This window comes from Bittarella massiliensis (ex Durand et al. 2017) (assembly GCF_001486165.1).
Classification (GTDB): domain Bacteria; phylum Bacillota; class Clostridia; order Oscillospirales; family Ruminococcaceae; genus Bittarella; species Bittarella massiliensis.
Map to the genome: position 1 here is coordinate 24730 of NZ_LN908975.1, position 12740 is coordinate 37469.

Annotated in this window: 11 protein-coding genes and 2 tRNA genes; 4 read left to right on the forward strand and 9 right to left on the reverse strand. The window is 60.8% G+C overall.

Going from position 1 to position 12740, the window contains the following annotated elements:
* Positions 1 to 125 precede the first annotated feature (125 nt).
* The 4 genes from BN3266_RS00525 (at position 126) to BN3266_RS00540 (ending at position 3594) form a co-directional block, all read left to right on the forward strand.
* A complete protein-coding gene (locus BN3266_RS00525; protein WP_059002957.1) occupies positions 126 to 635 on the forward strand; it encodes a PH domain-containing protein in 510 nt (169 codons plus the stop codon).
* Positions 632 to 2110, forward strand: a complete 1479-nt coding sequence (locus tag BN3266_RS00530) for a PH domain-containing protein (protein WP_059002958.1) — start codon at positions 632 to 634, stop codon at positions 2108 to 2110. Before BN3266_RS00525 ends, BN3266_RS00530 begins: the two co-directional genes overlap by 4 nt.
* Before the next feature lie 141 nt (positions 2111 to 2251).
* The gene (locus tag BN3266_RS00535; protein ID WP_075109627.1) at positions 2252 to 2554 is read left to right on the forward strand and encodes a DUF6506 family protein; all 303 of its coding nucleotides are present in this window, start codon (positions 2252 to 2254) and stop codon (positions 2552 to 2554) included.
* Between the two features lie 125 nt (positions 2555 to 2679).
* The gene (locus BN3266_RS00540) at positions 2680 to 3594 is read left to right on the forward strand and encodes a hypothetical protein (RefSeq protein WP_154668909.1); all 915 of its coding nucleotides are present in this window, start codon (positions 2680 to 2682) and stop codon (positions 3592 to 3594) included.
* A 197-nt stretch (positions 3595 to 3791) separates the two neighbouring features.
* On the opposite strand, the gene BN3266_RS00545 is transcribed toward BN3266_RS00540, so the two are convergent.
* The 9 genes from BN3266_RS00545 to mnmG form a co-directional block, all read right to left on the reverse strand.
* A tRNA-Glu gene (locus BN3266_RS00545) sits at positions 3792 to 3866 on the reverse strand.
* Between the two features lie 4 nt (positions 3867 to 3870).
* Positions 3871 to 3947 (reverse strand) — tRNA-Met (locus tag BN3266_RS00550).
* A gap of 630 nt (positions 3948 to 4577) precedes the next feature.
* Positions 4578 to 6065, reverse strand: a complete 1488-nt coding sequence (gene guaB, locus BN3266_RS00555; protein ID WP_059002960.1) for an IMP dehydrogenase — start codon at positions 6063 to 6065, stop codon at positions 4578 to 4580.
* A gap of 305 nt (positions 6066 to 6370) precedes the next feature.
* Positions 6371 to 7108 (reverse strand): acyl-[acyl-carrier-protein] thioesterase, encoded by a 738-nt coding sequence (locus tag BN3266_RS00560; RefSeq protein ID WP_075109628.1) that lies wholly within the window; start codon positions 7106 to 7108, stop codon positions 6371 to 6373.
* Between the two features lie 36 nt (positions 7109 to 7144).
* On the reverse strand, positions 7145 to 7996 hold the full coding sequence (locus BN3266_RS00565) for a ParB/RepB/Spo0J family partition protein (protein ID WP_059002963.1): 852 nt from the start codon (positions 7994 to 7996) through the stop codon (positions 7145 to 7147).
* 3 nt (positions 7997 to 7999) lie between these two features.
* Positions 8000 to 8779 carry a ParA family protein gene (locus BN3266_RS00570; protein WP_044992911.1) on the reverse strand — a complete coding sequence of 260 codons (780 nt, stop codon included), beginning with the start codon at positions 8777 to 8779 and terminating at the stop codon, positions 8000 to 8002.
* 301 nt (positions 8780 to 9080) lie between these two features.
* Positions 9081 to 9905: a ParB/RepB/Spo0J family partition protein gene (locus BN3266_RS00575; protein ID WP_059002965.1), complete on the reverse strand. Its 825-nt coding sequence runs from the start codon at positions 9903 to 9905 to the stop codon at positions 9081 to 9083.
* Positions 9906 to 10072: 167 nt separating this feature from the next.
* Entirely contained in the window at positions 10073 to 10783 is a 711-nt protein-coding gene (gene rsmG, locus BN3266_RS00580; RefSeq protein WP_059002967.1) for a 16S rRNA (guanine(527)-N(7))-methyltransferase RsmG, read from the reverse strand.
* Entirely contained in the window at positions 10780 to 12690 is a 1911-nt protein-coding gene (gene mnmG, locus BN3266_RS00585) for a tRNA uridine-5-carboxymethylaminomethyl(34) synthesis enzyme MnmG (protein ID WP_059002969.1), read from the reverse strand. The genes rsmG and mnmG overlap by 4 nt, the downstream gene beginning before the upstream one ends.
* Positions 12691 to 12740: the final 50 nt, after the last annotated feature.

Below are 12740 nucleotides of genomic sequence, written 5' to 3' on the forward strand. Positions count from 1 at the left end.
AACAGGGGAAAAAGGGCCCCCTTTTCCGGCGGGTCTCGCCCCCCTTCGCTTTGATAAAGGGAAAAAAATGTGGTAAACTAATACAATATAAAACGGCGTCGCCGCCGCTGGAAAAGAGGTGCCCCGTGAAGAAAACGCCCCCCAAAGAGAGGATCCCCTCGGGCTACGAGCGCCCGTCCCTCTCCTCCCTGCTCATCTACTACATCCGCATCCTGCTGCTGGGCTTTGTCTATATGGTGCTGGTGCACCTCTTCCTCTCCCCGGACGGCCTGCTCTACCGCATTGCCGTCTGGGTCTGGGCGGTCTCCTTTGCCCTGCTGTGGCTGCTTTATTTTCCCATCAAGTACTGGAAGCACCGCTACAAGTTGGAGGGGGACTCCCTCTATGTGGCCAGCGGGGTGATCTACACCCGCTTTCACCACATCCGCCTCCCCCTCATCCAGCTGGTGTCGGTGACCCGCTCCCCCCTGCAATACCTCTTCGGGGTGGCCACCCTCTGCGTCTGCACCGCCGGCACCCGCACCTATGTCTGCAACATCCCCTCGGCCAAGGCGGCCATGCTGGCCAGCCTCCTCTCCCCCGCCCCTGGCGAGGGAAGCGGCGGCCTGGCCGGGGGCAAGGGGGGAGCGATTTGAAACACCACACCCATCCCATCACCGTCTTTCAAAACATGGGCAGCTTCCTCTTCCTCCTCATCATCCCCCTGGCCCGCGGCGCCCTCTCCTTTGGCGCCTCCTTCTCCGAGTGGCTGTCGGGCGCCTGGGTGGACATCCTGGCCCTCTGCGCCATCATCGGGATGGCGGTACTGCGCTGGTACTGCATCTACTACTACTTCACCCCTGAGGCCGTCCACATCAGCGAGGGGATCTTCGCCAAACACACCGTCTCCCTCCCCTTTTCCCGGCTGACCTCTCTCTACCTGGAGGAGCCCTTTTGGTATAAGCCCTTTGGTGCGGTCACCCTGCGGCTGGACACCGACGCCGGTTCCGCCCGCTCCCACGACGCCACCCTCACCCTCAAAAAGCGGGCCGCTGTGGAGCTGTTGGGGGCGACCGGCGTCCGCCAGCGGTTGGAGGATGTGAGCCACCGGCAGATTTTCATGTGCCGCAACTTCTATGTGGTCATCCTCTCCCTCATCACCACCAACTACTTCGCCGGGGTGCTGTTCTGCTCCACCTTCATCTCCAAGTTGGGCGACATCCTCGGCCAGCAGATCGCCGACCTGCTCTACGGCACCCTGGCCCACGTGGCCCAGTTGGTGGCGGTGGGCATCCCCCCGGTGGCCCTCTTCATCGCCACCCTGCTGGCCATCGGCTGGGGGGTCAGCTTTCTGCGAAATCTGACCCGCTACTACAACTTCTGCATCACCCGCTCCCAGCACCGGCTCTTCATCACCGGCGGGGTGCTGGTGGGCAGAGAGTACACGGTCGCCTTTGACAAGATCCACTTCATCGACATCCGCCAGACCCTCTTCACCCGCATTGCCCAATTCTATTCGGTCTACATCAAGTGCGCGGGCTACGGCAAGAGCGACGGGCTGCTGCCGGTACTCATCCCCTCGGCGCGCAAGAGCACCCTCTTCGGCTATCTGGAGCGGCTGGTGCCCGAATTTGTGGTCACCCCCCGCACCATCAAGCCCAACTTGCTCTCCATCTTCAAATTCATCATCGACCCCCTGGGCTTTTTGGTGGCGGTGCCGGTCTTTTACTTTGTGACCGGCTGGCTGCTGCCCAGTTGGCACGACCTGATTTCCTTTGTCTCTCTCATGTCCCTGGTGCCCATCTTCTGGTTTTTGGGGGTGCGCATCTGCGACTTCTGCACCACCGGCATCTCCGAAAAAAATGGCTACTACACCCTGCGCTACTCCCAGGGGTTCACCCTCCACACCGTGGTGGTCCACCGGGACAAAATTTGCGATGTCTGCTGCCGGCAGAGCATCCTGCAGATGGGGGACGACGCCTGCGACCTCTTCCTCTACACCTATGGCGAGGGGGTCACCCGCCACCACCTGAAAAACCTTCCCCGCCGCCAGGTCTGCGACCTCTTCGGTCTAAACCCCGAAAAGAGCCACTCCTTCAACCCCTCCCACCACTTCGCAAAGTATAATTAAGTTCCTGTATTCCCCAATGTTTATAACTCTGTGGAATTGTTGAATTTTATATTACCCATAGGACTGCTTTGCAGCTTCACCCAGGAGTGTCCCGCCCTGTGGCGCGACCTCCCCGACCCCTTTTTAAAGGAGGACATGACAATGGACCACCCCCTGCATTTCGCCTTTCTCATCATGGGCTCTGAGTTCGAGTCCGCCCGTCACCGCTCCTATTTTGAGAGCACCGGGAACCTGGTCACCACCATCGGGGTGCCCAGCCTGGAGGCCGCCTGTGAGGAGGCCAGAGAGCTGGCCGCCGAGGGGATCGAGCTGATCGAGGTGTGCGGCGCCTTCGGAGCCGAGGGGGCGGCAGCCGTCGCCCAGGCCGCCGGCGACAAGGTGGCGGTGGGCTATGTGGTGCACGATCCCAGCCAGGACGAGAAGTTCGCCGCCCTCTTCGGCTAAAGGAAAGGCCGGGCAGCGAGAAGAGGGGCGCGGAAGGATTTCCACGCCCCTCTTTTGCAAAGCCGGTGGCAGCCCCTTTTTCCAGGCCCCCGCCGCAAGAGGTGATTACAGAGAGGAGCTTTGCCGTGGATCAACCGCTCATCAGGATGCTCGCCTTCGCCCTCCTCATCCCCCTGAGCAACTGGGGCAGCCAGTGGCTGTTTGAGAGGGTCTGCCGCTCGGCCGCCACCAGCCCCGACCGGGTGCTGGCAGAGCGAAGGGCGGTACACAGCCGTCTGCATCCCCACCGCTGGGTGCTGGGGTGGCTGATCGGCCATTCGCCGGAACCCGGCAAAACCAGACGGCTGCTCTTTCTCTACCAGCTCTGCACCGTCTCCCCCGTTCTCTGCCTGAACCTTTCGCTCTTCAGCTTCTTCACCTTTGTCCTCGATCGGTTCTTGGGCTATGCCGGTATTGCAGTGGCCGCCGTCACCGCCGTCACCACCGCCGTCAACCTCTCCTTCACCGTCCGCAGCAAAACCCTCCGGGAGGAAGGGGACCGAGGAAGGGCCATTGCCTCTGAGGTGGGCAAACTCGCCCTGACGCTTTCCCTGCTGGGGCTGATGATCTGGCTCCCCCTGCAGGCGGCCAATCTGCCCACCCGGCCCGCCAGCAGCGCCCAGGTACAGGAGGCCCTTCTCGCCCAGGGCTACACCCCTGTACCGCTGGACAGCGACTATCTGGCAGAGCGCCCATTGATCGAGGACGTGGTCCTCTCGACCGGCAACGGGTTGCGCTTTGAATTCTATCGCTTTGACAGCAAGACCACCGCCGTCACCTTTTTTGAGCGCGCTCGCGCCGCCTTCAGTGACGCGGCGGAGAGTGATAGCGCCCGCGAGGAGCAGCGCGCGGAGGGCGGCGCTTTTGCCCGTTACACCGTGCGCGCCAACGGGACATACGCCGTGGCCCTCTACAGTTGGAACACTGCGGTGTACGCCCACTGCGACATCGCGGAGGAGGGGGACCTCCGCCAAATCCTCCATCAAATCGGCTACCTGTAAATCCCTGTGGCCGCAAAATAGGCCGCCGTCTTCTGCTACCGCCATTGCCCTCTTCCACTCCTTTAGGATCCTCCGCAAAAAAGGGCCGGGTTTTCCACAGTCACAGAACTGCGTGTGGAAAACCCGGCCCCTATTCCTGTTGCAAGACACGAAAAAACCGCTGCACAAATTTGTGCAGCGGCTGCCCCAATGGTGCATGGTGACCCGAGGGGGAATTGAACCCCCGATACCGCCGTGAAAGGGCGGTGTCTTAACCTCTTGACCATCGGGCCAAATTGGTAGCGGTAATTGGATTCGAACCAATGACACTGCGGGTATGAACCGCATGCTCTAGCCAACTGAGCTATACCGCCACATGTAATCTGGTCAGAACCGCTGAAAGCGGTACCACAAGAGAACGTTATAAATTATACGTCAAACAGGGCTGTTTGTCAACACCTTTTGCCAAACTCTTCCCCTGTTTCCCCTCCAATGGCGGCTCTCTTATTGTTTCCCCCAAAAGACTGTTTATTCTTATTGATTGTTTAATACATTTTGTAATATCTTACTTATAATATACAATATTTCTTCCCTTTTTTCCTCTTTTCCTCGACGGATGAGCCGGCAAAACCCATTCGCCCAGTGTCGCCCCAGCTTCCTCATCACGGCTCCTGATACCAGGGATGGGAGCAATCGAAACCACTGACAAAACAGGTGGTTTGCACCGACCCCAAAAGAGTACCGCCCAACCTTGGCCCCTCAAGGAGTATCGAACCGCCAGGCGTACATGACCACCCACTCATCAATCGGTCGGCCATTCTAGGCCATCCTTTCGCGTCCTCTCTGTCCCAATGATTGCTTTTTTTACATCCTCGGCAGCCTCCTTTCAGAAAATCCTCTGTCGATCCAATTTGTTTCCCCCGACAGCGCCAAAAGTTTTGGGCACCAAAGCGACAAAAAAGCAGCGCCGCAGGAAAATCCTGCGGCGCTGCCAGTCTCTTTTTTTACTCGTTGGTGGAGTAGTTGGGGGACTCTTTGGTGATGTAGATGTCGTGGGGGTGGCTCTCCCGCAGACCGGCGCCAGAAATCTTGATGAACTGGGCGTACTTGCGCAGGTCATCAATGGTGGCGGCCCCACAGTAGCCCATACCGGCTTTCAGCCCGCCCAACATCTGGTAGATGGTGTCGGACACCGAGCCCTTGTAGGGGACCCGGCCCTCGACCCCTTCGGGCACCAACTTTTTGTTGTTCTCCTGGAAGTAGCGGTCCCGGCTGCCCTGGGCGCCGGACATGGCGCCCACGCTGCCCATGCCGCGGTAGACCTTGAATTTTCTGCCCTGGTAGATCTCGCTGTCGCTGGGGGACTCGTCGCACCCGGCCAGCAGCGAGCCCATCATCACGGTGTTGGCGCCGGCGGCCAGGGCCTTGACGATGTCGCCCGAGTACTTGATGCCGCCGTCGGCAATGACCGGGATCCCCTTGCGGGCGGCCACCTGGGCCACGTCGAAGATGGCGGTGAGCTGGGGCACGCCGATGCCTGCCACCACCCGGGTGGTGCAGATGGAGCCGGGGCCGATGCCCACCTTCAGCGCGTCGGCGCCCGCCTCGATCAGGTCTTTGGCGGCCGCGGCGGTGGCGATGTTGCCGGCAATCAGCGGCACATCGGGGAAGGCATTTTTCACCTTTTCAATGCAGCTCATGATGCCGCGGGAGTGGCCGTGGGCCGAGTCGAGCACCAGCACGTCGACCTCCGCCTCGACCAGGGCGCGGGCCCGATCGAGGATGTTCTGGGTGACGCCGATGGCTGCGCCGCAGAGGAGGCGGCTCTTCTTGTCGCGGGCGGAGTTGGGGTACTGAACGGCCTTCTCAATGTCTTTGATGGTGATGAGGCCCTTCAGGTTGCCCTTTTCGTCGACGATGGGGAGTTTTTCGATCTTGTTTTTCCAGAGGATCTCTTTGGCCTGGTCGATGGTGGTCCCCACCGGGGCCACCACCAGCCCCTCTTTGGTCATCACATTGCGGATGGGGATGTTGAAGTTGTCGAGGAACTTCAGGTCGCGGTTGGTGATGATCCCCACCAGCTTCTGCCCCTCACAGATGGGCACGCCGGAAATCTTGTACTTGCCCATGAGGGCGTCCGCCTCGGCCACCAGGTTGTCGGGGGAGAGATAGAAGGGGTTGACGATGACGCCGTTTTCACTTCTCTTGACCTTGTCGACCTCTTCGGCCTGGCGCTCAATGGTCATATTCTTGTGGATAAAGCCGATACCGCCCTCTCTGGCAATGGCGATGGCCATGGCCGACTCGGTGACGGTGTCCATGGCGGCGGTAAGGAAGGGGGTGTTGAGCCGAATGTCCCCCGCCAGAACGGTGGCGGTGCTCACATCGGCCGGCAGGACCTCGCTCTTGGCGGGAACCAGCAGCACGTCGTCGAAGGTCAGGCCCTCTCTCGCAAACTTATAGCCATAATCCAACTCGTCAAAAATACCCATATTTTCTCCTCTCCCCTTGTTGTCCTGGGAGCCGGCGCGCCGGCTCCCTCTGGTGGCGTCGTCTGATTTGATACCTATTGTATCATTTTGCATAGCCTTATGCAATGAAGGCGGGCGGACATTTTGTCCCCTCCTTTTTCCGTTTTTTTGGGCAAACAGAATAGAAAAAAGCGATTTCCTCCCCCTTTTCCCCTATCCCCCTGCCCCCTATCCCCCACCACTTGGAAACCGCTTTCCAAAATGGTTCGATCCTTCCCGTTCAGGGGTGCCAAAAAGGGGTGGAGAACGCCTTTCTCCACCCCTCTCTATTTTTCCAGGACACAGACAAAACAGGCTTCTTTGCTGTCCGGCGCCTCCCGGCCATCCCCAATTTTTCCCACCAACAGCACGCCGCTTTCTTCCTCTGCGGCAAAGAGCTGAAGCCGGTCGCCCAACTTGGCTTGGTGGTTAAAGACAAACTGCGCTCCGCTGGGCTGGCGGCCGCCGAAGACCTGCCAACAGGCATCCATGGCCAGGTCGCCGTAGACGGCGTTGTTGGTGTGGCCGTTGGCGTCGATCATGGTGTAGCGGATCGTCCGCTCCCCCACCCACCGCAGCGCATCGGGGGAAAAGCGGAGCCGCCGCTGGGAGGTGACGGGGAAGTCCCGGCCCTCCATCTCGTTTTGATAGGGGCACTCGCTGGGTTTGAGCACCGACATGCTCTGCCGGTCGAGCAAAAACCAGTTGCTGCAGCTTCGCACCAAAATCTCCCCCTGGGCAGAGCGGATCTCGGTGTCCCGCTCAAAGAAGGCGCCGCTCACCCGGCGCAGGAAGGTGCCGACCGCGATTTCCTCCCCCACCCGCGGGGGGCGGGTGATCTGCAGATGGCAGTTGGCAATGAAAAAGGCCACCTTCCAGCTGCCCTTGTCGTCACAGGGAAGGCCGTTTTGGCTGGCGAAGTGGTTGGTCGCCACCTCCTGTACATTGCGCATCATATAGCCCAGACTCATCTCCCCCGACGCGCCCGCCTGGTGTTCGGGTACCAAAAGATGCTGTGTGTACAAAACTCCTCGCCCCTTCTCTCTCCGGCAGATGAAAGCCTAAATTTTTTCGTTGAAGACGCTGGCCAGCCGCACCAAATCGTCTTTGGAAAAATACTCGATCTCCAACTTCCCCTTGGTGCCGTCGGTGGTCACCTTGACCCGGCGGCCCAACACCTCGGTGAGGCTCAACTCCACCTCTTTGAAGATGGGCTCGGGGGGGAGGGCCGCCTTCTCTGCCTTGGGGGCGGCGTTGAGGCGCTTGCAGTAGCGCTCGGCCTCCCGCACAGAAAGGTGCTTTTCCACCATCAACTGGGCGGTGGGAAGCACCAGCTCTTCCTCCTTGAGGGAGAGCAGCGCCTTGGCATGCCCCGCCGTGAGACTGCCTGCCCGCAAAAAGGCCAGCACCTCTTCCGGCAGGCCCAGCAGCCGCACAGCGTTGGCCACCGCTGGCCGGGATTTGGAGACCTTTTTGGCCACCTGTTCCTGGGTCATACCAAACTGCTCCATCAACTGGTGGTAGCCCAGCGCCTCTTCCACGGGATTCAGGTCTTCCCGCTGCAGGTTTTCCACTAGGGCGGCCTGTCCCACCTCCTGGTCGGTCATCTCCTTGATGACGGCGGGGATCTCCACCAACCCCGCCAATCTCGCCGCCCGCCAGCGGCGCTCACCGGCGACAATCTGGTATCCGCCGGACACCGGGCGCACCAAAATGGGCTGCAGAACCCCGTGCTCGGCGATGGAGGCGGCCAACTCCTCTAGGGCCTCCTGGTCAAACTCCTTGCGGGGCTGGTCCCGGTTGGGCTCCACCTCGGCAATGGGCAATGCGTTGACCCGGCTCTCACTCTCCACCGCATTGTCTACAAACAGGGCGTCCAGGCCTTTGCCCAGCCCTCTCTTCTTGGTTGCCATCTTCTAAATCACCGCCTTGTCGCCATTTCGGCGGAGAAGTTCCTCCGCCAGTTCCAGATAGCTCTTGGCCCCCCGGGAACCCCTGTCGTAATAGAGGGCGGGCTGGCCAAAACTTGGCGCTTCGGAGAGGCGCACGTTGCGGGGCACCGCTGTGGCATACACCTTGGCCCCAAAGTAGCGCTTGACCTCTTCCACCACCTGCACCGTCAGGTTGAGACGGCTGTCGTACATGGTCAGCACCACCCCTTCCACCTCGAGGAGGGGGTTGTAGAGCCGCTTGACCTGGCGCACCGTGTTCATCAGCTGAGAGAGCCCTTCCAGCGCATAGTACTCGCACTGAATGGGGATCAGGATGGTATCGGCCGCCACCAGCCCGTTGAGGGTGATGAGCCCCAGGGAGGGGGGACTGTCGATGAGCAGGTAGTCATATCGCTCCTTGCCCTCGGCAATGGTCTTTTTGAGGCGGTTCTGGCGGTCCGCCATCTCCACCAGTTCGATTTCCGCCCCGGCCAGCTGGATGCTGGAGGGCAACAGGTCGACATTTTTAAAGGCGCTGTGCACCACGACCTGGTCAAAGGCGGCGTCACCGGTCATCAGCTCATAGGTGGTCTGCTCGCTGGCGCGCTTGTTGACCCCCAGGCCGCTGGTGGCGTTCCCCTGGGGGTCAATGTCCACCAGAAGCACCCGTTTCCCCAGTTCGCCCAGGCTGGCCGCCAAATTGACGGCGGTGGTGGTCTTCCCCACCCCGCCCTTTTGGTTGGCAATGGCAATGGTTTTTCCCAAGGACACTCCGCCTCCTCGTGCTCTCATTTCACAAAGTCTGTGACCATTATAGCACAGCTCCCCTTTCAAAAAAACCCTCCTCCCCTTTTTCCTTATTTTGAGATGTTTCACGTGGAACAAACAACCCGTTTCTGTTCCACGTGAAACATCCTCTCTTTTCAAACGGCAAAAAAAGAAAGGCCTTTCGGCCTTTCTTTTTCCTTCTCGCGCCCGTAGGCACTCTCTATCAAAAGGAGCACGTCGATCTCATTGTTTGCACGGGCGGCCCGTCCTTCCCAAAACAGTCCGCTTTTAGCAAGACCTAGGCGCTCTCCTTTTCCCTTTTTTTGAGGGGGATGCGGATGTTGTACTCGATATACTCCTCCCCCTTCACAGTGCTCGCCTGGGCGTCGACTCCCGCCTGCTTCATCAAATCAATGGCCTTGTCCACAGTGTTGAGAAAGATGCGGACATCCTTGACAATAAAGCGGTTTCTCTGCCTGGCTGCTGTGGCAGCATCCTCCGCCGCCATCCGGGCGATGTAGTCCTCTGTCTGTACCACACTGTAATGGCGCTGTGCCACCAACTGGGCCACCGATAGGCGCTTCTCTTTCCCCACCTGCAGCAGGGCGCGGGCATGGCGCTCACTCAACTTTTGGGAGACGATGCAGTCCTGCACCTCCCTGTCCAGCCCCAACAGCCGCAGTTTATTGGCCAGGGTGGATTGGGCGATCCCCAGGCGGCGGGCCGTCTCCTCCTGGGTGACATGCCAGCATTCCATCAGCTTTTTGATCCCCCGCGCCTGCTCAAAGCAGTTCAGGTCCTGCCGCTGAATATTTTCCAACAGGGCAAATACCGCCGACTGTTCCTCACTGGATTCCACAACGATGGCGTGAATGGTGGAAAACCGAGCCAGCTTGGAGGCGCGCAACCGTCTCTCCCCTGAGATGAGCTCATACCCGCCCTCTTCCAGCTTGCGCACCGTAATAGGCTGCAACAGCCCGTTCTGGCGAATGCTCTCCGAAAGACCGATGAGCTCATAGGCGTCAAACTCCATGCGGGGCTGGGCGGGATTGGCCTGGATCTCCTCAATGGGCAGATCCACCACCTTTCCCACCACTTTGTTTTTTGAAAAAAGAGATGCCATTGTTGTCTCCTCCCATTTCACCGCTTTTTCCAAAAAAGGCGGTATCCTGTAAAAATACAGCTTGTCCTGCTTCTTTTTCAGTATAGCACGCGGGAAATGAGTTTTCCAGACATTTCCATCTTCCAAAATCGACACAGCCCTCCTGTGGGCAACAAAAAAATCCGCCCTCAAAGCGGATTTTTTTTGATTTTCCCGGCGTTCCGGGGATATTTTGTCGGAGTTTGCGATATTTTTTTGACCTCTACTATGTTTCGGCTGCTGCCGTCGGGCAGGGTTTGGGGATGAACGCCCACCACCTCTCCCCCCAGCAGGGCAATGGCCGAGGTAGCCCGTTCCAACTCCTCCTCACAGGCAGGTCCCTTCAGGGCAAAGAAACGGCCGCCCAGCCGCACGAAGGGCAGGCAGTATTCCGCCAGCACCGCCAGGTCGGCCACCGCCCGGGCGGTGGCCACGTCAAATTGCTCCCGCAGTGCAGGGTCGCGGCCCCCCTCCTCCGCCCGGCCGTGCAGGCAGGTCACCCCGCCAAAGCCCAGGTGGGCAGAGAGCTCCTCCAAAAAGGTCACCCGTTTCTGCAGACTGTCCAGCAGGGTAAGGCGAAGGCCGGGCAGGGCGACCTTGGCCACCACCCCGGGAAAGCCCGCCCCGGTCCCCACGTCGATCAGGCTCTTGCAGCCCGCCGGCAGCAGGGGCACCAACAGCAAGCTGTCTAAAAAATGCTTCTCCTCGATCCCCTGCCGGTCGACAATGGCCGTCAGGTTCATCTTTTGGTTGGCCTCCACCAGCGTGACGGCATACCGGTCCAACTGTTCCAACTGCAGGTCGCTCAAGGCAACTCCCTGGGCTGCCGCCAGCTCTCTCATTCTCTCTCTGTCGATCATCGTTCTCCCTTTTCTCCCCTGTCCTTCTCCTCTTTGCCCCCCTGCTGGCTCAACCAGATGAGCAGCACCGAGATGTCCGCCGGAGAGACCCCCGAGATGCGGGAAGCCTGTCCCAAATTTTGGGGGCGCACTGCCGCCAACTTCTCCCTTGCCTCCAACCGCAGCCCGCCGATGGCGGCGTAGTCCATCTCCGCAGGCAGCCGCCTGCGCTCGAGCTTCTGCATCTGCTCCACCTGCTCCAGCTGGCGGCGGATGTACCCCTCGTACTTTAGAGAGATCTCCACCTGCTCGGTCACCGGGCGGGGCAGCGGTGGCCGCCGGCTGTCCACCCCGGCCAAAGCGTCATACCCCACCTGGGGGCGGCGCAACAGGTCGGCGAGCTTTGCCCCGCTGCGCAGCGGGGCGGTGCCCAGTTTCTGCAGCAGGGCATTGAGCTCCTCCGTCGGGGAGACGGTTGTCCCTTCCAGCCGGGCCAGCTCGGCGCCAATGGCCCGCTTCTTTTCCATCAGGGCGTCATAGCGCGCCTGGGAACAGAGTCCCAGCCGGTAGCCGATGGGGGTCAGCCGCTGGTCGGCGTTGTCCTGGCGCAGGATCAGCCGGTACTCGCTGCGGGAGGTCATCATCCGGTAGGGGTCGGTGACCCCCTTGATGACCAGGTCGTCAATGAGGGTGCCGATGTAGGAGGTGGAGCGGTCGAGCACCAGCGGCTCTTTCCCCTGTACCTCCTGGGCGGCGTTGATCCCGGCCACCAGCCCCTGGGCAGCGGCCTCCTCATAGCCGGAAGTGCCGTTGAACTGCCCCGCCCCAAAGAGGCCGGGGACCCCCTTGAACTCCAGTGTGGGGGCCAGCTGGGTGGGATCGATGCAGTCGTACTCGATGGCGTAGGCGTTGCGCATGATCTCCAGCTTTTCAAACCCCTCGATGGTGTGGTAGAGGGCCAACTGCACATCCACCGGCAGGGAGGAACTCATCCCCTGCAGGTAGTACTCCTCGGTGTTCTCCCCACAGGGCTCCACAAAGATCTGGTGGCGGGGCTTGTCGGGGAAGCGCATCACCTTGTCCTCGATGCTGGGACAGTAGCGGGGGCCGATCCCCTCGATCTTTCCCCCGTAAAGGGGGGAACGGTGGATGTTGTCCCGTATGACCTGGTGGGTCCTCTCGTTGGTGTAGGCCACGTAGCACAGCGCCCGGTTTTGCAGCTCCCCCCGGGTCTCGAAGGAGAAGGGGACGATCTCCTCGTCCCCCTCCTGGGGCTCCAGCTTGGAGAAGTCGATGCTCCGCCGGTTGACCCGGGCCGGGGTGCCGGTTTTGAACCGGCGCAGGCCGATGCCCAGCCGCCGCAGCGAGTCGGAGAGGAGGTCGGCCCCCCTCGTCTCGTCCGGGCCCGAGCGGTAGGAGGCGTCCCCCACATAGACCACCGCGTTCAAAAAGGTGCCGCTGGCGATGACGGCGGCCCGGCAGCCGTACTCGGCCCCCAACTTGGTCACCACCCCCGAGACCCGCCCCCCGTCGGTGAGGATCTCCACGATTTCGGCCTGTTTGACATCCAGGCCCTCCTGCCGCTCCACCACCTGTTTCATGTAGGCGTGATAGGCGGCCCGGTCCGACTGTACCCGCAGGCTGTGCACCGCCGGCCCCTTCCCCCGGTTGAGCATCCGGCTCTGCAAAAAGGTGGCGTCGGCAGCCCGGCCCATCTCCCCGCCCAGGGCGTCAATCTCCCGCACCAGGTGACCCTTGGCCGTCCCCCCGATGGAGGGGTTGCAGGGCATGTTGGCGATAAAGTCCAGGGTGATGGTGAAGAGGGCGGTCCTGCACCCCAGCCGGGCGGCAGCCAGCGCCGCCTCCACCCCGGCGTGGCCGGCGCCAATGACCACCACGTCGTACTCGCCCAAACGAAGCCGTTCCATCTCTCGTCTCATCCCTCTTCCGTCAGCGGCCCCTGTTTTCCACATCTTCT

Coding starts and splice junctions, on each gene's coding strand:
- BN3266_RS00535 (WP_075109627.1), top strand. CDS start 2,252: ATGGACCACCCCCTGCATTTCGCCTTTCTCATCATGGGCTCTGAGTTC.
- rsmG (WP_059002967.1), bottom strand. CDS start 10,783: ATGATCGACAGAGAGAGAATGAGAGAGCTGGCGGCAGCCCAGGGAGTT.
- BN3266_RS00575 (WP_059002965.1), bottom strand. CDS start 9,905: ATGGCATCTCTTTTTTCAAAAAACAAAGTGGTGGGAAAGGTGGTGGAT.
- BN3266_RS00565 (WP_059002963.1), bottom strand. CDS start 7,996: ATGGCAACCAAGAAGAGAGGGCTGGGCAAAGGCCTGGACGCCCTGTTT.
- guaB (WP_059002960.1), bottom strand. CDS start 6,065: ATGGGTATTTTTGACGAGTTGGATTATGGCTATAAGTTTGCGAGAGAG.
- mnmG (WP_059002969.1), bottom strand. CDS start 12,690: ATGGAACGGCTTCGTTTGGGCGAGTACGACGTGGTGGTCATTGGCGCC.